This window comes from Hydrogenophaga sp. L310 (assembly GCF_055703065.1).
On sequence record NZ_JBVPZA010000002.1, the window covers coordinates 216,872 to 233,166 of the forward strand.

A 16,295-nucleotide genomic window follows, 5' to 3' on the forward strand; every position below is an offset into this window, starting at 1 on the left:
CGGGCACGCAGCCCGCAGGGCGAAGGTACGCCCATGAGCCACGCCGTCTCGCGCCTGCGCACCGCGCGCCTGGCCGTCAGCTCCAAGCCCTACGTGGCCCGCGGCTCCGGCCTGGGGCGCTGCCCCAGCTGCCGCCTCATTGCCAGCCACTGCATCTGCGCACTGCGCCCGCAGGTGCCCACGCGCGCCGGCGTGTGCCTGATCATGGGCGACATCGAAGCGCTCAAGCCCAGCAACACCGGCTGGCTGATCGCCGACGTGGTGGCCGACACCTGGGCCTTCGGCTGGGCGCGCACCGCGGTGGACCCGGCGCTGCTGGCGCTGCTGGCCGATCCGCAGTGGCAACCGTATGTGGTGTTCCCCGGCGACTATGTGGAGCCCGGGCGCGTGGTGACCGCGCTGCCCCCGGTCGAGGGCAACGAAGCCGGGCAGGGCGGCCAGCGCCCGCTGTTCATCCTGCTCGACGGCACCTGGTCCGAGGCGCGCAAGATGTTTCGCAAGAGCCCGTATCTGGACCGCCTGCCCGTGCTCAGCCTGCACCCCGAACAGGTGTCCAACTACCGGCTGCGCCGCTCCACCCACGAACACCACTTCTGCACCTCCGAAGTGGCCGCGCTGTGTTTCGAACTGGCCGGCGAACAGCGCGCCGCCGACACGCTCGCCGCCTGGCTCGACGTGTTCACCGACCACTACCTCAGCATCCGACAGCAGCTGCCGCTGGACTGGGCCAGCGAGCCGCACCAGCGCCTGCAGGCACTGGCGATGCCTGCGCGCTGAAACGCAGGCAGGGCCGCGCTCAGCCCGGAATCTCCGGCTCCACCAGCAGCGCCAGCAACTGCAGCGACTGCTGCCAGCCCAGGTAGCAGGCTTCGGTGGGGATCATGGCCGGAATGCCTTGCTGCACTGCGGTCAGCTCCGTGCCCACCGACACCGCTTTCAGCGTGATCGTGGTGATCATCTGGCCGGGCAGGTTCGGGTCGTCGAACACATCGGTGTTCACGATGCGCTCATTGGGCACCAGCTCCAGGTATTTGCCACCAAAGGCGTGCACGTGGCCGCTGCTCAGGTTGGTGAACTGCATGCGGTAGATGCCGCCGACCTTCGCGTCCATCTCCAGCACGCGGCCCGTGAAGCCGTGCGGCGGCAACCACTTGGCCATCGCGTCCGGGTCGAGAAAAGCGCGGTACACGCGCTCGGGCGGTGCGGTCAACACACGGTGCAGGGTGACGGTGCCGGTGGTCATGGGAAATCTCCTGGGTGGCGGTTGGGGGGTGACGGGTGAAGCGGCGGACAGCTGGCGCATCCACCAGCCTACGACGAAGCAGGGTGCCCGGTTTCGACAAACCCCGTGTTACCCACCTTGGCGCAGCGGTCACCTGTGCCTATCATGGTCTGCACGGCATGGCCGCCCCGTGGGGCGGCACGGCCGGCGTCCCGGGTGTTCACTCTCAAGGGGGCAGGCGACATGAAAGACGTTGACCAACTTTCACCCGTCAAACAGGGGCTGTGGTTCTACGGCGGCGTGACCACCTGCCATGTGCGCATCGTGCGCCACCACACCCTGTACGGCACCGGCAACGCCGACGACCCGCCCGAACTCGCCGGCGATCACGCCGTGGAGTGTTACTACATCCGCTTCGACAAGCCCCACACACCCATGCCCTGGTTGGACGGCGGCGCGGCCCTCTCGCTGCGCGAGGCCGTGTTCATGGCCGAACGCAGGCTCGGCCCTGTGGTCAGCTGGGTCGACTGACGACGCTCAAACACTCGCCGCTGGAACCGGCCGCACGGTGTGGCTCGCCGTGCCCTGTGCCCAGGCCAGCAGGCGGTCGATGTTTGGGTGTTTGCCCGGGTGCGTGCGCGCATCGGCCGTGTGTTCCGCGTACCAGTCCAGCCCCAGCGCCGCCGCTTCGGGCGTGATGCGGCCGCCGTGCATCGCGGCCAGGGCGGCGTACACCGCCAGCGAACCGGTCTGGCCCGGCCTGTTTTCAATCGTGGCCAACACCGCACCGTGGGCGTCCAGCAGTTGCAGCGCGGCGAGGTGGTGGGTGGCGGGCAGGGTCTTGAGTCGCTCGGTGAAGTTCATGCTGGTTCGGGGAGGTTCGCAGTGGCTCTGATTCTTCCCGATTCATGTAAACCATGCGAAATTTTGTTGTGCCGTTCATAGATGGCCGCTGTGTGCAACCTTGCGCGCCAGCGCTGGCTCATGAAAACCCCGGTGTAGGATGGTCAGCCCCCAACCACCCACCAGGTGACGAGGCATGAACCCACCGACTTCCCGGCTCCCCGTACTCATCGCTGCCCTGGTCGCGCTCGCCGTGGCGGGCTACTTCGGCTGGCAGCAGTTCAAACCCGCGCCGGCACCGGTTGCCCCGGCCGCTGCACCCTCGGCCGCCGCCCCGGAGGCGCCGCCTGCGCCGGTGGACCCCGAGCCCACACCACCCACCGTTCAACACCCCGTCGAGCCACCGGTTGCTGATGCTGCCGCAGAACCCACCCCGCTGCCCGCGCTCGCCGGGTCCGACGAACACGTCAACGGTTTGCTCTCGGGCTTGCTCAGCCGCAAGAACCTGCTCACCTTCCTGCAGGTCGACGGTTTCGTGCGGCGGGTGGTGGCCACGGTGGACAACCTGGCGCGCTCGCAGGCGCCGGTGATGGTCTGGCCCGTCATTCCCACGCCCCAGCGCTTCACCACGCAACGTGGTGAGAACGGCGCTGAGACCATCCACCCCGACAACAGCCAGCGCTACGTGCCGCTGGTGCTGATGATCGAATCGGTGGACACCGGCAAGGCCGTGGACCTGTACCGCAGCCTCTACCCCCTGTTTCAGCAGGCCTACGAAGAGCTGGGCTTTCCGGGCCGCTACTTCAACGACCGGCTGGTCCAGGTGCTCGACCACCTGATCGCCACGCCGGTGCCCACTGGACCGCTGGCCGTCACCCTGGTGGACGTGAAAGGTTCGGTCCCGTCCACACGCCCCTGGGTGCGCTACGAACTGGCCGACCCGGCCCTGGAGTCCCTGTCGGCCGGGCGCAAGATGCTGCTGCGCACCGGCCCCGACAACCAGCGGCGCCTGCAGGCCAAGCTGAAAGACATTCGCCAGCGCGTGGCCAGGCCCTGAGCGCCCTGGCCCAGACGGAAAAACCGCCCATGACCCATCCCGCCTTCTATCCCATCGGCACCTCCGGCCAGGCCTGGGGACCCGCTGAAGTGGCCGCCTGGCGCGCGCAGCTGGTGCGCCAGCGCAGCTACGCCGAGGATGTGCTGACCGTGTTCGAGCGGCTGCGTGCGCGCTTCGAGGTCTTGCCCTATGGGGAGGTGTTGTACGAGAGCGATGTGTATCCGCTCTTTGCCCTGCAGAGCCTTGAATGGAAACCCGGCCTGCCGGGCGTGCTCGTGACGGGTGGCGTGCACGGCTACGAGACCAGCGGCGTGCACGGCGCGCTGCGGTTTCTGGATCAGCATGCCGAGGTCTATGCGGGCCGGGTGAACCTGCTGGTGGCGCCGTGCGTGAGCCCGTGGGGCTACGAACGCATCCACCGCTGGAACTTCGACGCCATCGACCCCAACCGCTCGTTCAAGGAATCCAGCGCGGCGCAGGAATCCGCCGCCTTGATGCGGCTGGTGGCGCCCTTGCTGGGTCAGTTCGCTGCGCACATCGACCTGCACGAAACCACCGACACCGACGCATCGGAGTTCAGCCCGGCGAAGGCAGCGCGCGACGGTGTGCCCTACACCCCCGTGCACATCCCGGACGGCTTCTACCTCGTGGACGACACCGAGAACCCGCAGCCCGAATTCCAGCAAGCCATCATCGCGGCGGTGGAGCGCATCACGCACATTGCGCCGTCCGACGCTCATGGCGGCCTCATCGGCTCGCCCCAGTCTGAGCGCGGCGTGATCCGCTACCCGCTGAAGTCGCTCGGCCTGTGCGCCGGCATCACGGGCGCCCGCTACACCACGACGACCGAGGTCTATCCCGACAGCCCGCGCGTCACGCCCGAGCACTGCAACGCCGCGCAGGTGGCGGCCGTGTGCGCGGCGATCGATTTCGTGCTCGCACAGCGCTGACGCGACTCAGGCGCGGTAGCCGTTGGCGGCACCCAGAAAATCGATCTCTCGTTGCCGCACGTCCGGATCGCTGGCCAGCCACACCCCGCTGAGCCGGGCCTCCACCATGGCGGGCGCGAGCTGGCGCAGCTGTTGCAGCTCCATCGCGGCGCCCGGCAGATCGCCCGCGCCGACCAGGCAGAGCACCAGGCACAGGCGGGTGCCGGCGAAATCGGCCTCGCGCAAGGACTGCCGCGCCGTGTCAATCGCTTCCGCGTAGGACCGGGATGCGAACTGCGCCCAGACCAGGTTGTCCAGCAGATGGAAGCGCGCAGGGTCGCGCGGGCTCAGGCGCAGCGCCTCCAGGCAGCGCCGTGTGCCCAGCGCGCACGCCCCCGACACCGCCTCGCACATACCGAGCCGCACCAGCGCGACCGGGTCGTTCGGGTTCAGATCGAGGGCGCGCCGGAAATCGGCGCTCGCCTCGGGCAGCCGGCCCGACACCAGCATCAGCCAGCCGCGCCCGAGATAAGCCAGGTGGTCGGCGCTGTCGATCGCCAGGGCCCTGGCCGTCGCGTTCAGCGCGGCCTCCAGGGTGTCCGGAATCGACCCGGCGGTGCCAAAGTACAGGTGCCACGAGTGGGCGTCCACGATCGCGTGCAGCGCCATCCCGCAGCGGGGGTCCAGCGCCAACGCTTGCCCGGCGATCCGGATGGCCTCGTCGCGGGTGGCCGCATGGGAGCGCGACAAACCCTCGCGCACGCGGGCACGGGCCTGCAGCGCGAGTTCGTAGGCCGTCACGTTTTCGATCGGACGGCTGCGTGCACGGTTCAGCTCCGTGGTCTCGATGTACGGCGCCATGGCGGTCACGATCGCACGGGCAAGCTCGTCCTGCAGCGCAAACACGTCCACCAGCTGGCGGTCGTAGCGCTCGGCCCAGATCTGTTGGCCGGTGACCGCATCGATCAGCTGCGCCGCCACCCGGACCGACGCGTCAGCCCGGTGCGCGCTGCCTTCGAGCACATAGCGCACGCCGAGCTCGTGCGCCACCGTGCGCACGTCCACCATCCGGTTCTTGTAGGTGAAGACGCTGTTGCGTGAAATCACGAACAGCGAATGGAAGCGCGACAGCGCGGTGATGAGCTCGTCGGTGATGCCGTCGATGAAGTCTTCGTGCGCCGCGTCGCCCTGCATGCGCGCAAACGGCAGCACGGCGATCGAGGGCTTGTCCGGCAGGGGCAGCGGTGTGGCCGCTGCATCGGCGTGGGTGGATGGCGCCGGTGAGGGCGCACGCTGAGCGTAGGAGACCTGCAAGGTGAACTGGTAGCCCGTGCCGTTGACGGTGGACACCGCATCGGCGCCCAGCAACTTGCGCAGCCTGGACACATGCACGGTGAGGTTGTTCTCCTCCACCACCACGCCCTGCCACACCTGGCGCAGCAATTCTTCTTTGGTGACGACGCGCTCCCGGTTTTGCACCAGCGCCGTCAGCACGTCGAAGGCCCGCGCACCCAACGCCACCGGCTCACCACTTTTCAGCAACTGGCGCTGCGCGGGTCGGAGTTCGAAATGACCGAAAACCACGGGATCGAGCACGGTCAGCCTGCCTTTCACCGGAGCCTTTCATCGTAGCCACAAGTCCGGGTTTAGGAAAGTTTGGTCCAAATTCAGATGCGTTTAGGGACGGCGGTCATGCGAATGGCCACATTGGGCAGGGCCGCTTTCACGGGTCTGAAGCGGGCCACAGACGCCGCTGTTCCGGCGAAACAAGGAGACAAAAATGATTGCATTTGTGCGGGTGGCCGGCGTCAAGCCCGGAAAAACGGGCGCAGCCCTGGCGTTTGCCAAAGAGATGGCCACCTATTTCAAGGAAACACAAAAACGCGAACTCGAAGTGTTGCTCCACCATCGGTGGCGAGGTGCAGCGCGTGGCCTGGTCGGCCCGCTACAACGATCTGACCGAGCTGGAGACCGTCATGAACAAGATCACCTCAGACCCCAAGTACTGGGAGCTTGTCAACAGCGCGTCCGACAACTTCATCCCGGGCTCGTTTCACGACGCCATCTGGAAGACGGTCTGACGCCGTGCCTGCCTGTTCCGGCTCCTGTTTCATCCATCCCTCAACCCCCTGGGAGACATCACCATGCCCAAATACCTTGCGCAAGGCAACTACTCCGCCGAAGGCGCGCGCGGTCTCGTGAAGGAGGGCGCCTCCGGGCGCCGGACCGTGGTTGACAAACTCGTCAAATCGATGGGCGGCACGCTCGAATGCCTGTACTTCGCCTTTGGTGACACCGATGTGTTTGCCATCGTCGACATGCCCGACAACGTGAGCGCCTGCGCCCTCGTCACCGCCATCAACACCAGCGGCGCGGTGTCCTTGCGCACCACCGTGCTGCTCACGGTGGAAGAGGTCGACATCGCCACCAAGAAACTGCCGGTCTACCGCCCGCCGGGGCAATAGCGCGCGCACCGCGCCTTCGACGGCCGGTTGGCGAAGCGGTAGGATCAGACCTCCACCGCCTCCACCTCGATCACGCCCTCGAACAGGTCGATCGCCGTGGCCGCCACCTGCGCCGTGTCGACGTAGGCATATGCGCCCACGCCCACCGCGCCCACGATCGGCAGCCAGCGCGCCGCGCCCCTGCCCAGAACTCTTTGCGTGAGCTTCACGCCAATGCGCCGGGTGAGGGTGCGGATGAGCAGCGGCGAGGCGCGCCGCACCAGCGTGCGCTGGCCCACGCGCACCACCAGATCGCGCACGCCCTGCGCCGCCGTGTGCTGGAACAGGCAATACACCACCTGTTCGGGCGTCAGCGTGGACTGTTTGCCATACAGGGCGGCCAGGTCGGCCACCAGCTGCTTCTGGATCTTCCAGACACCCACCATCTCGGGCAGGATGGTCAACCAGCCCACGAAACCCGGCGGCAGCGCCAGCGCGCCGGCCGCCAGCGCCGCCTTGGCCGCCGCGGCATTGGCCTTCTTGCGCGCATCGTCCGCGGGCGTCTTGCTCTTGAGCTCCTTCGAGCTGGGCACCTGGCCCACCAGCGACAGGATCGCCTGGCTGATCAGGTGCGAGCCCGAATCCTCGGGCGGTTCGACATCGGTGACCGGATTCCTGCGGGTTGCCATGAACACTCCTTCGGGTGACGCGCCTCTGGCGCGCATGCCTGATCAGCATATCCTTGCCAGCCTGACACACACCGCCACGCACGGACACCCAAACCCGTCCCAGCCGGCACTGACACCAATTTGAAACCTGTTTGCCTTACAAGGAGGCATGCACAAGAAAAGCAAGCCCCTTCGCCCTGCAGAGACCCCGTCCGGTCCGCAGCCCTGGAACCCCGAAGTCTGTCATGAGCTGATCCAGAAGCTCTGGGCCTTGCGCGCGGCCATGCTGGACAGCGAACAGCGCTACGCCGACACCATCGAACGGGTCGGCCCCCATCAGCGCGACAGCGCCCGCAACCTGGTGCATTTCCTGGCCATGCGTGCGACCGACCTGCGCGACCTGCAGGGCCGGCTGGCCTGGCTGGGGGTGTCTTCGCTGGGGCGTTCGGAGTCTCATGTGTTGGCCAACGTGGACAAGGTGCTGGGCATCCTGCACCGCCTGACCGGCCAGGACTGGCAGGACCGCTCGTCCGAGGAGCCCGTGGGCAGCGTGTCGGGACCGGCGCTGTTGCAGCATCACACGAAGGCCTTGCTCGGCCCGGTGGCGCGCGACCGCAACGTGCGCATCATGGTGACCCTGCCCAGCGAGGCGGCGACCGACTTCTCGCTGGTGCGCGGCCTGGTCCGGGCCGGCATGGACGTGGCCCGCATCAACTGCGCACACGACGACGCCGATGCCTGGAAGGCCATGGCCAGGCTGGTGCGTCGTGCCGCCAAGGCGGCGCAGCGCGAGGTAAAAGTCCTCATGGACCTGGGCGGCCCCAAGATCCGCACCGGCACGCTGCCTGTCGGCCCAGCCGTGCTCAAGCTCCGCCCCGCTCGCGACGAGCTGGGCTTCGCCATCCAGCCCTGGCGGCTGCGCCTGACGCCGACCGAGATGCCGGCAACGTCCGGGACGCCGCCGTGCATCGTGGTGGACCAGGACTGGCTGGAACGCGCCCGGCTGGGGCAACAGATCCACCTCACCGACGGGCGCGGCAAGAAGCGCCGCCTGCTCGTGGTCGAGCGCGATGTCCATGGCGTGGTGGTCGAGTGCATGGACACCTGCTACCTCACGCCCGACACAGCCCTCTCGCTCAAAGGCACGCACGGTCGCCGCATCCACACCGCCTATCCCAGCGGCATACAACCCCTGCCGTCGGCGATCCGCCTGCACCGGGGCGACGTGCTGCAGCTGACCGCCGAGCCGGCCGACGGTGACGATGCAGGCGATGCCGAGCCGCCCCGCATCGCCTGCACCTTGCCCGAGGTGATCGGCCAGGTGCACGTGGGTGAACGGGTCTGGATCGACGACGGCCGCATCGGTGCCGTGGTGCGCAAGGCGTCCCGGCGCCGGCTGGAGCTGGAGATCGTGCAGGCCCGCGACGGCGGCGAAAAACTCATGGCCGACAAGGGCATCAACTGGCCCGACAGCCAGCTCGACCTGCCCGCGCTCACCGACAAGGACCTGCAGGACCTGCGCACCGTGGCCAAGGTGGCCGACCTCGTGGGCCTCTCGTTCGTGCAAGCGCCGGACGACGTGCACCGCCTGCTCGACGAGCTGCGGGCGCTGGGGGGCAGCCAGGTGGGCGTGGTGCTCAAGATTGAAACCTTGCGGGGCTTCGAGAGCCTGCCCGAGCTCATGCTCGCCGCCATGGCCGCGCCCACGGCCGGCGTGATGATCGCGCGCGGCGACCTGGCCGTGGAATGCGGTTACGAGCGCCTGGCCGAAGTGCAGGAAGAAATACTCTGGTGTTCAGAGGCGGCGCACATGCCCGTCATCTGGGCCACGCAGGTGCTTGAAACCCTGGCCAAGACCGGCGTGCCCTCGCGCGCCGAAATCTCCGACGCCAGCATGGGCGTGCGCGCTGAATGCGTGATGCTCAACAAAGGCCCGTACATCGAAGACGCCATCCGCATGCTCGACGACATCCTGCGCCGCATGGCCGGCCACCAGACCAAGAAAACCCCCTTGCTGCGCGCCCTGCGGGCCTGGGCGGAGGAGGGCCTGACCTGAGCCCCCGCGCCGATCCGTCACCGCAACAGATTGCGCCATTTGCCGATATTGAAGACCTGCCCGTAGCCATTCTTCTTCAGCACCATCCTCGCCATCCCGCTGCGCGTTCCGCTGGCACAGCAGAGCACCACGGGCGCCGACCTGGGAATCTCGCTGAGCCGGCTCCCGAGTTCCGGCAGGGGGATGTTGATCGAGCCCGGGGCGCTGGCGCCCGCGAACTCCGCGGCGGACCGCACATCCACCAGCGTCGCGCCCTGCTGCTTCAGCCCAGGCAGCAAAGCCACGACCTTTCGCGCGCTCCACCACTTGTAGCCAAACCACAGCGCCACCAGCATGAGTGGCCAGTACTGCTGGAAAAAACCTGCGAAATCCATACAACTCCTTGGGGTAGGGGGCGGCGGGAGGAAAAAATCCACCCGAAGCTACACCCGGGAGTATCTTTCAATTTGGCCAGATACCTGCAGGCGTTGGGAACGCCTTCCCAGGAAATTCCCCGCTGAGGTCCCGAGCCGGGCGCTTGCGGCACACTGGGCGTCATGAAGCACTTCCTTACCTGTCTTGTGATGGCTGGCTTCGCATGGAGTGCCTCGGCCCAGACCCTGTGGCGCGATGCACCGATGCACGCCAGTCCGGCCGAGATCCGCGCCCTGATGCCCGACGCCCGCGAAACCTCACCCAGCCAGCGCTCGGCGGACCGCAGCGCCTTGCTGGAAATCCCGAGCACGCCGATTGCGGACGAGGACTTCGCAGCGACCTTCCATTTCGAGTCCGAGCGCCTGCAGCGCATTCACCTGCGGGCCCAGCCTGGCACCCGTGAGCGCACCCAGGCGCTGCTGCAAGCCCTGCAGGCCTCGCTGCGCGCGCGTTACGGCCTGCCCATCAGCACCAAGGCGCGGGAGAACGCGGCGCCCGGCACGGTCGACCTCAAGTGGGCGTTTCGGCGCATGACGGTGCAGCTCCAGATGACCGACGGCACCACGGTGGAGCTGATCTACAGCGCCAACATACCCAGCCGGCCGGCGGGCCTTTGAAAAACCATTTCGTCGACCCGGTTTGAAAAAATCGCCCTGATGGTCTATGGTGAAAGCGCTTGGCGACATCTTTCCCATCTCCCCCCCTCCCGCTACGCGCTCATGCGCGGTTGTCAGGATCTCTTTTATTCTTCTGAAAGGAGAACAACATGGGACTACTGGACAAGTTTTTTGGCAACAAGGTGGCGTATCCGCCGCTGCCGGCTGGCAACGAGGCGATGGCCCAGCTCGATGAGGTCAAAGCGCCGCTGGCGGAGCTGGCGCACAAGGTGCATGACCACCTGGAAGTGGTGCCGGCAGAGCACGAGGCCTTTGTCTTCCTCGGCAGACCCCCCAGCAACTTCGGCATTGCCTGGATTCACGATGGCAAGGTCACCGGCCTCAAGGAGTTCGCCGAAGAACACCATCTGACGCAGATTGAAGTCGGCAAGATGATTGTGCGGCTCGGCGAGGCCTACCAGCATGCCAGCGAAACGCCGCGCTACTCGGCCGAATTCGGCGGCAAGCAGATGGTCGTCATACCGTCGAAGCTTCTGGAGAATGAAATGCACCAGATCATGGCGAATACGCTGCACTGAGTGCGGCAGCGGGTGCGTCGCACCCTTTGTCGAGATGGGTGGGGAAGGGCGGTTTGGGCAGCACCTGAAAGACGATGTAGCGGTTGCCGGCCCGGTAGCCCTTGGCGCGCAGTGCCGCGAGGCACCAAGGCGTGGGCCACGTTGTAGGCCAGGTCGAAGCGGCTTTCCAGGGCCAGCGTGGTGTTGCCCGCGTCCGCCAGGCGGGCGCGGCCCGTGCGCTGCAAGCCGGCGATCTCGGCCGCATCCGGCGGCTCCGGTTTGAGCGAGCCGCCGGGGCGACTCAGGTTTTCAAGCGGGTTGGTTGGGTTCATGTGGCGCTGATTCGGCCTGGCCGATCAGCCATATCTTTGGCTGTTGCATCACGCGACTGACGAACGCATTGTCGCCCTGCAGGCGGGCTTGGAAATCGGCGGCGGAATACAGCGCCGGGTTGATGGTGCGCCCCAGCGTCTGGCTGGCGCCCTCCAGCGCCGCGAACACATCGCCATAGCCCAGCGTGTCGCTCACCACCAGCAAGTCCACGTCGCTCTCGGCCGTGTCCTGCTGCTTGGCGATGGAGCCAAACACAAAGGCGCGCTCAATCTGCGGCACCAATGGCACCAGCGCGGCGCGCAACACATCGGCCAGCCCCATCGTCTTGAGCACCAGCCCGCGCAACTCGGCAAACACCGGCGATGCTGCGTTGGCCTGAAAGTGCTTCTGGTTGCCCTGCTTGCGCACTGTGAGCAGACCCGCGCCTGCCAGATCGGCCAGCTCACGCTGCACAGCGCCCGCGCCCGACTGCGCCAGGCCGATCACCTCGTTCGTGTAGAAGCTGCGGTCCGGCGCGCCGAACAGAACGCCCAGCACCCGCTGGCGCACTTTGGGGAAGAGGGCGTCGGCTGTGGACGAGGGAGAAGGAGTGGAGTTAGTACCCATAATGGGTTTTATCATACCCAATTAGGGTTTGAAAGGTGGCCCTCATCCGAACTTCTCCCGCCGCGGTTGAGCAGCCTCCGCAGAGATCAAGCCGCCTTCTTGACCGACAGCCTGACCGTGTAATCCAACTGCGCCGCCACGTTCACCAGCGCGTCCAGCGTGAACTTGTGGGTGCGGCCTTTCACCAGATCGTTCATGCGCGGCTGGCTCACGCTTGCGCGCTGGGCGGCTTCGGCCTGGGTGATGCCGAGCTTGTTTATCACTTTTCGGATGTGTGCCACCAGATCGGCGCGCAGCAACAGGTTTTGCGCCTCGGGCCCGGCAAAGCCCAGGTCGTGGAAAACGTTGTCGCTGCTCACAGTCATGATTTGCGCAACCGATGTATTACCGCATCAACGACGCCAACTGTGCTTTCAAACCGGGCAAGTCAGCATTGACGGTCGCCCAAACGATGTCCAGGTCCACCTTGAAGTAGCCGTGTGCCAGCGCATTGCGCATCTCATACGCAAAGCCCCAGGGCATAGCGGGATGGGCTTTGGCAAACGACGGGTCGTTCTTGACCACGTTGTTGCAGGCTTCGCCAATGATCTCCAGGTTGCGGATCACCGCGTCCTGCGTTTTGCGGTCTGCCTTGAAGCTGGCGGCGTCCATGCCCACCGTGTAACTCTGGATGTTGTCAATCGCCTGCGCCAGGTGTTGCAGGTAGTCTGCCGCGCGCAGCGGATGCTGGCGCTTCACAGTCGCACCGCCTCGCGAAGCACCTGCTCGCGAAAGCTGTCGGGCAGGCCATTGGGGGTCAATACATCGACCTCCATACCCAACAGCGCTTTCAGTTCGTAGCGGATGGCGCCAATGTCCAGCAGCGTGGTCGCGGGCGTCGGGTCCACCAGCACATCCAGATCGCTGCCTTCCACGTCGTCGCCATGGATCGCCGAGCCAAACACGCTCACACCGGCTACGCGGTGGCGCATCGCGATCTCGCGGATTTGCGAGCGGTGCAGGTTGAGGGCTTGGGAAGGTCGCATGAGGCCGAGTGTAGCTGGGCCCTACTTCGTGCTGGGGGCGGGTTTCTTCAGTTTGGCCACAGCCTTGTGCAGCGCTGCAAAGTCCAGAGAGCCAGGCTCTTGGCCCCCGAACATGTCGCGTGCCGTTTCATGGTCTTCATGATCGGCGTCGTACCAGGCAGCGGCCCAGTATTCGGCACCGGGCGGGCCGCCGCAGTCTTCTGGCGGGCACCCATTCTGTGCCTTGAGCAGGTGGGGCAAGGGCACATGGGCTTCGCTGAAAGCCATCAGCGTGATGGTGTGCAACCACTCATCGCCAAAGTCGTAGAGGTACAGCAGACGCTGTTTGGGCGCGGTCAGCAACTGGGAGAGCCTGACCTTGGCATCGTTGCCCATCGGCTCGCCCCATGCGTCGGGGCTGGGCTTCTGCCATTTCCGCTGGTTCGGAATCTTCCAGAACGATTCCGTCGAGCGAAGCGGCTGGGCAAAGGCATACAGATGCGCGTTTTCCCAACCCATGGCGGCCTGAATCACCGTGTGCAAGGCACGCAGGGTGATGTTCGGGTCGACCAAGACCTCCCGGTAAATCGCCGGTTTGAAATCCTTCAGCTCAACCCGCAGCAGCAGGGCATTGTGCGAAGACGACATGGATATGTGTCAACTGCCCAGTTCGTCCAGCAAGGCCTGAACGGCCGACAGCAAACCCGGCAGCGCGTTTTGCGCGATGTTCCAGACCGTGTCCGGGTTGATGGTCGCGTAGCCGTGGATCAGCTGGTTTCTGAAGGCGACAACCTGTGGAACGTCCGGGATTCGGGCCGCCAAGGGGGCATCGAGCTTGGTGAGCTGGTTGAGGGCTTCGCCGATCACCTCGAACTTGCGCTCCACCGCGGCCTGCACCAATTCATTGCCCACGTAGGCTTTGGCGTCCAGACCCGCCGTGAAGGACTGGATCGCCTGCGCCGCTTCGCGCACATCCCACAGGAACGCACGCGGATCACGCTGCATACACAGGCTCGCGGTGGCGGTTGATGCTGGCCAGCACATAGGGGTTGCGCACCGCGCCCGGCTCCACCAGATCCACACCCCGCCCCAGCAGTTGTTCCAGCTCGGCCTTGGCGCCGTAGAAGCTGTGCAGGTCGGGCTGCGCATCTTCCGCGAACTCCACCAGAAAGTCAGCGTCGCTACTCGCGGGGTCAAAGTCATCGGCACGCGCCGCCGAACCAAACACCTCCAGCCGGCTGATGCGGTAGCGCAGGCAGATGGCCGCAATGGAGGCGCGGTGTTGGGCGATGGCGGGGTGCATGGAGGTGAGTGTAGCTATGGACACCGTTGACAGCGAGTGCGACCGCGTTCGCTGCCACTTGGTGCATCATCCGCCCCAGGGAAGCAAATACTTACAACTCATGGCCACACTGATACCAGCCCTCGGCAGCTGCGTCTCGCGCATGACCTCTGGCGAACGCCGCACCGCCGAGCGGCTTGAAGACAAGCTCGATGCCGACTACCTGCTCTGGTACGACGTGGCCGTTGGCCCCAAGCATCAGCACCCGGACTTCGTCGTCATGCACCCGCGCCGGGGCATCCTGATCCTGGAGGTCAAAGACTTCCGGCTCAGCGCGAACAATTCGACCATCATCAGTGCCAACAAACAGACCTGGGACATCCACGGCGACAACGGCCCCAAGACCATTGCCAACCCGCTGGAGCAGGCGCGGCAGTACGCGCACCAGGTGGTCCATGCGCTGGAGCGCGACCCGCAGCTGGTGCACCCTGACGGTCGGCACAAAGGCAAGCTGGCCTTTCCGTGGAGCTACGGCGTGGTGCTGCCCAACATCACCCGCGCGCAGTTCGACAAAGCCGAACTCGCCCACGCCATCGAGCCGCACCGCGTGGTCTGCCAGGACGAGATGGGCGAACACGTCGACCCCGAGGCGCTGCAAAGCCGCCTGTGGGACATGTTCCCATTCATGATGGGCGGCGTCATGTCGCTGCCGCAGCTGGACCGCGTGCGCTGGATCATGTTTCCTGAGGTGTGGGTCAGCACCCAGGAAAGTCTGTTTGCCGCCGACGCGGGCGACGAGGCCGCCGACCTGCCCAGCATCATGCGTGTGATGGACATTCAGCAAGAGCAGCTGTCGCGCAGGTGTGCCCGCGTGTTTCGCCGGATCGGCACCCGTCGCATCCCAGGGCTCGGGCGGCTGGCTGCACGCTGCTTCGTGCCAAGGGCACAAGCCCTTGGCGTGGCGCATCGCGCACCCATCCATCCCGATCCTGGGCGCGCCGCGTACCACTCCGACGAAACACGCGGGCAAGGCGACGGGCACCGCGTCATCCACGGCGTGGCCGGCTCGGGCAAGACCATGCTGCTGGCCTACCGCGCCGAGCACCTGGCCAAGGCCCACACCGCCGCCAGCAAACCCATCCTCATGCTTTGCTACAACGAGCCGCTGGCCAAGCAGCTCGCCCGCGTGATGGCCGCCAAAGGCATTGCTGACCGCGTGCGCGCGGTGCACTTCCACAAATGGTGCCGCGACCAGCTCGTTGCCTTTGGCCAGACCCTGCCCGCCAACAACCAGTCGGTGTCAGACAAGATGGCTGACATGGTCCAGCGCGTCATCACCGGTGTGGACCGCCGCCAGATCCCCAGCAGGCAATACCAGGCCGTGCTCATCGACGAAGGCCACGACTTCGCGCCCGAGTGGCTCAAGCTCATCACGCAGATGGTGGACCCCGCCACCAACAGCCTGCTCGTGCTGTACGACGACGCGCAGAGCATCTACGAGCGCAGCCGCAGCAAGCAGTTCAGCTTCAAGAGCGTGGGCATCCAGGCGCAGGGGCGCACCACCATCCTCAAGATCAACTACCGCAACACGCGGCAGATCCTGCAAACCGCCAGCCTCGTGGCGGCTGACCTGTTGACCGCCGAAGACAAAGACGAAGATGGCATCCCCATGCTCAAGCCCGTGAGCTGCGGGCGCGACGGCGAAGCGCCGCTCATCATCCGCCTGCCCAGCCTGCGGGCCGAAGCCACGCGCGTGGCCGAGCTCCTGGGCGCCGCCCACCAGGAAGGCCACGCCTGGGGCGACATGGCCATCATCTGCCGGCACTACAGCGAAATGGATCAATGCGCCGGCGTGTTGCGCCAGCGCGGCCTGCCGCATCAGGTGCGCAAAGGCGCGGGCAGCTTCGACCCGGCCGCCGACACCATCAAGGTGCTCACCATGCACGCCAGCAAAGGGCTGGAGTTCCCGGTGGTGGCGCTGGTGGGCGCGGGCCACATGCCCGCCCCGGGAGAAGACGAGCGCGAAGAAGCCAAGCTGTTTTACGTGGGTGCCACGCGGGCCACGCAGCGGCTGATCATAGGTACGGGTGGCAACGGAGAGTTCGCCCTCCGTATTTAGGCAAACAGTTGGCTATTGATTTCGTTTTGCATTTGAATAAATCTAAGTTTTATAGTCAGGTATATCTTTGAGCGGCTGCAGTTTGATTGACGTTCTAGTAAAGGTTTGGAAATAGTTATGGTTATTCGGGATTACTGTCGTTGT

Annotated in this window: 22 protein-coding genes; 10 read left to right on the plus strand and 12 right to left on the minus strand. The window is 65.9% G+C overall.

Features of this window, described 5'->3' with window-relative positions; translation table 11 throughout:
- Nucleotides 1-33: 33 nt before the first annotated feature.
- Complete coding sequence (locus tag AC0GNO_RS04735; protein ID WP_472903430.1) at nt 34-777, plus strand: tRNA-uridine aminocarboxypropyltransferase; 744 nt, start codon at nt 34-36, stop codon at nt 775-777.
- 19 nt (nt 778-796) lie between these two features.
- On the opposite strand, the gene AC0GNO_RS04740 is transcribed toward AC0GNO_RS04735, so the two are convergent.
- Nucleotides 797-1,243: an SRPBCC family protein gene (locus tag AC0GNO_RS04740; RefSeq protein ID WP_210828544.1), complete on the minus strand. Its 447-nt coding sequence runs from the start codon at nt 1,241-1,243 to the stop codon at nt 797-799.
- Between the two features lie 222 nt (nt 1,244-1,465).
- Between AC0GNO_RS04740 and AC0GNO_RS04745 the strand changes: the two genes are divergently transcribed.
- Nucleotides 1,466-1,753 (plus strand): hypothetical protein, encoded by a 288-nt coding sequence (locus tag AC0GNO_RS04745; protein WP_472903125.1) that lies wholly within the window; start codon nt 1,466-1,468, stop codon nt 1,751-1,753.
- 6 nt (nt 1,754-1,759) lie between these two features.
- Here the strand turns inward: AC0GNO_RS04745 and AC0GNO_RS04750 are convergent, their stop codons facing one another.
- On the minus strand, nt 1,760-2,086 hold the full coding sequence (locus AC0GNO_RS04750; protein WP_472903126.1) for a DUF2322 family protein: 327 nt from the start codon (nt 2,084-2,086) through the stop codon (nt 1,760-1,762).
- 175 nt (nt 2,087-2,261) lie between these two features.
- Here AC0GNO_RS04750 and AC0GNO_RS04755 point away from each other — a divergent pair, with 175 nt between their 5' ends.
- Nucleotides 2,262-3,122 (plus strand): DUF3014 domain-containing protein, encoded by an 861-nt coding sequence (locus AC0GNO_RS04755; protein ID WP_472903127.1) that lies wholly within the window; start codon nt 2,262-2,264, stop codon nt 3,120-3,122.
- A 29-nt stretch (nt 3,123-3,151) separates the two neighbouring features.
- Nucleotides 3,152-4,072, plus strand: a complete 921-nt coding sequence (locus AC0GNO_RS04760) for a M14 family metallopeptidase (protein WP_472903128.1) — start codon at nt 3,152-3,154, stop codon at nt 4,070-4,072.
- 6 nt (nt 4,073-4,078) lie between these two features.
- On the opposite strand, the gene AC0GNO_RS04765 is transcribed toward AC0GNO_RS04760, so the two are convergent.
- On the minus strand, nt 4,079-5,665 hold the full coding sequence (locus AC0GNO_RS04765; RefSeq protein ID WP_472903129.1) for a winged helix-turn-helix domain-containing protein: 1,587 nt from the start codon (nt 5,663-5,665) through the stop codon (nt 4,079-4,081).
- Between the two features lie 314 nt (nt 5,666-5,979).
- Between AC0GNO_RS04765 and AC0GNO_RS04770 the strand changes: the two genes are divergently transcribed.
- Both AC0GNO_RS04770 and AC0GNO_RS04775 read left to right on the plus strand, forming a co-directional pair.
- Nucleotides 5,980-6,132, plus strand: a complete 153-nt coding sequence (locus AC0GNO_RS04770) for a hypothetical protein (protein ID WP_472903130.1) — start codon at nt 5,980-5,982, stop codon at nt 6,130-6,132.
- Nucleotides 6,133-6,195: 63 nt separating this feature from the next.
- The gene (locus AC0GNO_RS04775) at nt 6,196-6,516 is read left to right on the plus strand and encodes a GYD domain-containing protein (RefSeq protein WP_472889416.1); all 321 of its coding nucleotides are present in this window, start codon (nt 6,196-6,198) and stop codon (nt 6,514-6,516) included.
- A 44-nt stretch (nt 6,517-6,560) separates the two neighbouring features.
- On the opposite strand, the gene AC0GNO_RS04780 is transcribed toward AC0GNO_RS04775, so the two are convergent.
- The gene (locus tag AC0GNO_RS04780; protein WP_472903131.1) at nt 6,561-7,184 is read right to left on the minus strand and encodes a hypothetical protein; all 624 of its coding nucleotides are present in this window, start codon (nt 7,182-7,184) and stop codon (nt 6,561-6,563) included.
- 148 nt (nt 7,185-7,332) lie between these two features.
- Here AC0GNO_RS04780 and AC0GNO_RS04785 point away from each other — a divergent pair, with 148 nt between their 5' ends.
- On the plus strand, nt 7,333-9,219 hold the full coding sequence (locus tag AC0GNO_RS04785; protein ID WP_472903132.1) for a pyruvate kinase: 1,887 nt from the start codon (nt 7,333-7,335) through the stop codon (nt 9,217-9,219).
- A gap of 17 nt (nt 9,220-9,236) precedes the next feature.
- Here AC0GNO_RS04785 and AC0GNO_RS04790 read toward each other — a convergent pair whose 3' ends face one another.
- Nucleotides 9,237-9,593 (minus strand): rhodanese-like domain-containing protein, encoded by a 357-nt coding sequence (locus AC0GNO_RS04790; protein ID WP_472903133.1) that lies wholly within the window; start codon nt 9,591-9,593, stop codon nt 9,237-9,239.
- A 189-nt stretch (nt 9,594-9,782) separates the two neighbouring features.
- Between AC0GNO_RS04790 and AC0GNO_RS04795 the strand changes: the two genes are divergently transcribed.
- Both AC0GNO_RS04795 and AC0GNO_RS04800 read left to right on the plus strand, forming a co-directional pair.
- The gene (locus AC0GNO_RS04795; protein ID WP_472903134.1) at nt 9,783-10,250 is read left to right on the plus strand and encodes a hypothetical protein; all 468 of its coding nucleotides are present in this window, start codon (nt 9,783-9,785) and stop codon (nt 10,248-10,250) included.
- Nucleotides 10,251-10,399: 149 nt separating this feature from the next.
- Entirely contained in the window at nt 10,400-10,828 is a 429-nt protein-coding gene (locus tag AC0GNO_RS04800) for a hypothetical protein (RefSeq protein ID WP_472889421.1), read from the plus strand.
- A gap of 288 nt (nt 10,829-11,116) precedes the next feature.
- Here the strand turns inward: AC0GNO_RS04800 and AC0GNO_RS04805 are convergent, their stop codons facing one another.
- The 7 genes from AC0GNO_RS04805 to AC0GNO_RS04835 all read right to left on the minus strand — a co-directional run bounded on the left by AC0GNO_RS04805 (nt 11,117) and on the right by AC0GNO_RS04835 (nt 14,053).
- On the minus strand, nt 11,117-11,746 hold the full coding sequence (locus AC0GNO_RS04805) for a nucleotidyltransferase domain-containing protein (RefSeq protein WP_472903135.1): 630 nt from the start codon (nt 11,744-11,746) through the stop codon (nt 11,117-11,119).
- An 86-nt stretch (nt 11,747-11,832) separates the two neighbouring features.
- On the minus strand, nt 11,833-12,111 hold the full coding sequence (locus AC0GNO_RS04810) for a helix-turn-helix domain-containing protein (RefSeq protein ID WP_472903136.1): 279 nt from the start codon (nt 12,109-12,111) through the stop codon (nt 11,833-11,835).
- Between the two features lie 19 nt (nt 12,112-12,130).
- A complete protein-coding gene (locus AC0GNO_RS04815; protein ID WP_472903137.1) occupies nt 12,131-12,484 on the minus strand; it encodes a HepT-like ribonuclease domain-containing protein in 354 nt (117 codons plus the stop codon).
- The gene (locus AC0GNO_RS04820; protein ID WP_472903138.1) at nt 12,481-12,771 is read right to left on the minus strand and encodes a nucleotidyltransferase family protein; all 291 of its coding nucleotides are present in this window, start codon (nt 12,769-12,771) and stop codon (nt 12,481-12,483) included. The genes AC0GNO_RS04815 and AC0GNO_RS04820 overlap by 4 nt, the downstream gene beginning before the upstream one ends.
- A gap of 21 nt (nt 12,772-12,792) precedes the next feature.
- On the minus strand, nt 12,793-13,398 hold the full coding sequence (locus tag AC0GNO_RS04825) for a plasmid pRiA4b ORF-3 family protein (protein WP_472903139.1): 606 nt from the start codon (nt 13,396-13,398) through the stop codon (nt 12,793-12,795).
- 9 nt (nt 13,399-13,407) lie between these two features.
- Nucleotides 13,408-13,755: a HepT-like ribonuclease domain-containing protein gene (locus AC0GNO_RS04830; protein ID WP_472903140.1), complete on the minus strand. Its 348-nt coding sequence runs from the start codon at nt 13,753-13,755 to the stop codon at nt 13,408-13,410.
- The gene (locus AC0GNO_RS04835; protein ID WP_472903141.1) at nt 13,745-14,053 is read right to left on the minus strand and encodes a nucleotidyltransferase family protein; all 309 of its coding nucleotides are present in this window, start codon (nt 14,051-14,053) and stop codon (nt 13,745-13,747) included. The genes AC0GNO_RS04830 and AC0GNO_RS04835 overlap by 11 nt, the downstream gene beginning before the upstream one ends.
- Nucleotides 14,054-14,153: 100 nt before the next feature.
- Here AC0GNO_RS04835 and AC0GNO_RS04840 point away from each other — a divergent pair, with 100 nt between their 5' ends.
- Nucleotides 14,154-16,151 carry a 3'-5' exonuclease gene (locus AC0GNO_RS04840; RefSeq protein ID WP_472903142.1) on the plus strand — a complete coding sequence of 666 codons (1,998 nt, stop codon included), beginning with the start codon at nt 14,154-14,156 and terminating at the stop codon, nt 16,149-16,151.
- Nucleotides 16,152-16,295: the final 144 nt, after the last annotated feature.

Coding starts and splice junctions, on each gene's coding strand:
- AC0GNO_RS04820 (WP_472903138.1), bottom strand. CDS start 12,771: ATGCGACCTTCCCAAGCCCTCAACCTGCACCGCTCGCAAATCCGCGAG.
- AC0GNO_RS04760 (WP_472903128.1), top strand. CDS start 3,152: ATGACCCATCCCGCCTTCTATCCCATCGGCACCTCCGGCCAGGCCTGG.
- AC0GNO_RS04775 (WP_472889416.1), top strand. CDS start 6,196: ATGCCCAAATACCTTGCGCAAGGCAACTACTCCGCCGAAGGCGCGCGC.
- AC0GNO_RS04795 (WP_472903134.1), top strand. CDS start 9,783: ATGGCTGGCTTCGCATGGAGTGCCTCGGCCCAGACCCTGTGGCGCGAT.
- AC0GNO_RS04780 (WP_472903131.1), bottom strand. CDS start 7,184: ATGGCAACCCGCAGGAATCCGGTCACCGATGTCGAACCGCCCGAGGAT.
- AC0GNO_RS04785 (WP_472903132.1), top strand. CDS start 7,333: ATGCACAAGAAAAGCAAGCCCCTTCGCCCTGCAGAGACCCCGTCCGGT.
- AC0GNO_RS04830 (WP_472903140.1), bottom strand. CDS start 13,755: ATGCAGCGTGATCCGCGTGCGTTCCTGTGGGATGTGCGCGAAGCGGCG.
- AC0GNO_RS04825 (WP_472903139.1), bottom strand. CDS start 13,398: ATGTCGTCTTCGCACAATGCCCTGCTGCTGCGGGTTGAGCTGAAGGAT.
- AC0GNO_RS04790 (WP_472903133.1), bottom strand. CDS start 9,593: ATGGATTTCGCAGGTTTTTTCCAGCAGTACTGGCCACTCATGCTGGTG.
- AC0GNO_RS04755 (WP_472903127.1), top strand. CDS start 2,262: ATGAACCCACCGACTTCCCGGCTCCCCGTACTCATCGCTGCCCTGGTC.
- AC0GNO_RS04810 (WP_472903136.1), bottom strand. CDS start 12,111: ATGACTGTGAGCAGCGACAACGTTTTCCACGACCTGGGCTTTGCCGGG.
- AC0GNO_RS04805 (WP_472903135.1), bottom strand. CDS start 11,746: ATGGGTACTAACTCCACTCCTTCTCCCTCGTCCACAGCCGACGCCCTC.
- AC0GNO_RS04750 (WP_472903126.1), bottom strand. CDS start 2,086: ATGAACTTCACCGAGCGACTCAAGACCCTGCCCGCCACCCACCACCTC.
- AC0GNO_RS04740 (WP_210828544.1), bottom strand. CDS start 1,243: ATGACCACCGGCACCGTCACCCTGCACCGTGTGTTGACCGCACCGCCC.
- AC0GNO_RS04735 (WP_472903430.1), top strand. CDS start 34: ATGAGCCACGCCGTCTCGCGCCTGCGCACCGCGCGCCTGGCCGTCAGC.
- AC0GNO_RS04840 (WP_472903142.1), top strand. CDS start 14,154: ATGGCCACACTGATACCAGCCCTCGGCAGCTGCGTCTCGCGCATGACC.
- AC0GNO_RS04745 (WP_472903125.1), top strand. CDS start 1,466: ATGAAAGACGTTGACCAACTTTCACCCGTCAAACAGGGGCTGTGGTTC.
- AC0GNO_RS04800 (WP_472889421.1), top strand. CDS start 10,400: ATGGGACTACTGGACAAGTTTTTTGGCAACAAGGTGGCGTATCCGCCG.
- AC0GNO_RS04835 (WP_472903141.1), bottom strand. CDS start 14,053: ATGCACCCCGCCATCGCCCAACACCGCGCCTCCATTGCGGCCATCTGC.